Origin of the sequence: Marinomonas pollencensis (genome assembly GCF_003387375.1) — a bacterium.
Lineage (GTDB): Bacteria > Pseudomonadota > Gammaproteobacteria > Pseudomonadales > Marinomonadaceae > Marinomonas > Marinomonas pollencensis.
The window spans coordinates 1-1,213 of record NZ_QUNG01000039.1 but is presented as its reverse complement, the minus strand read 5'-3'; the positions used below and the strand labels follow the sequence as shown (position 1 = coordinate 1,213).

The following is a 1,213-nucleotide window of genomic DNA, read 5'->3' as shown; positions in this document are numbered from 1 at the left end:
GCGGATACTGACGAGAACTTCGCCGTAAATGTTGTGACTTCTGATGAAGTAACCAACGCGGACGAAGCGGACTCTGTGAGCGTGACCTTGAGTGGTGTGGACGATGACGCACAAAGCGTGGTCGTGACCTTCAGTGATGGTGATGAAACAACAGCGGATGTCACTGTAAATGCGACGAAAGTTGATGGCGTTTGGACTGTGGCGGATGCGGATCTATCTGACCTGACAGACGGTGAAATTACCGTTACAGCGTTGGCCACCGACGATGCGGGTAATACCGTTGAAACAACCGATACCTTGGATCTAGACACCAGTGCGGATACTGACGAGAACTTCGCCGTAAATGTTGTGACTTCTGATGAAGTAACCAACGCGGACGAAGCGGACTCTGTGAGCGTGACCTTGAGTGGCGTGGACGCGGACGCAGAAACGGTTACCGTTACGTTCAGTGATGGCACCAACAACGTGGTTGTGGATGCGACGAAAGTTGACGGCACCTGGACTGTGGCGGACGCGGATCTATCTGACCTGACAGACGGTGAAATTACCGTTACAGCGTTGGCCACCGACGATGCGGGTAATACCGTTGAAACAACCGATACCTTGGACCTAGACACCAGCGCCGACACCGACGACAACTTCACGGTTGCAGTCAGTGACACCGATGCAGTAACCAACGCCGACGAAGCGGACTCTGTGAGCGTGACCTTGAGTGGCGTGGACGATGACGCTGAAACGGTTACCGTTACGTTCAGTGATGGCACCAACAATGTGGTTGTGGACGCGACACAAACAGACGGCGTCTGGACTGTGGCGGATGTGGATCTATCTGACCTGACAGACGGTGAAATTACCGTTACGGCGTTGGCCACCGACGATGCGGGTAATACCGTTGAAACAACCGATACCTTGGATCTAGACACCAGCGCCGACACCGACGACAACTTCAGTGTGGCTGTGGCCGAAGGCGATGCAGTAACCAACGCCGACGAAGCGGACTCTGTGAACGTGACCTTGAGTGGTGTGGACGATGACGCACAAAGCGTGGTCGTGACCTTCAGTGATGGTGATGAAACAACAGCGGATGTCACTGTAAATGCGACGAAAGTTGACGGCACCTGGACTGTGGCGGATGTGGATCTATCTGACCTGACAGACGGTGAAATTACCGTTACGGCGTTGGCCACCGACGATGCGGGTAATACCGTTGAAA

At 54.0% G+C, this 1,213-nt stretch carries 1 protein-coding gene; it reads left to right on the top strand.

What is annotated here, in order from left to right; all coding sequences use genetic code 11:
* A partial coding sequence (locus DFP81_RS18085) for a hypothetical protein (protein ID WP_220343055.1) occupies positions 1–1,213 on the top strand: 1,213 nt, incomplete at both ends.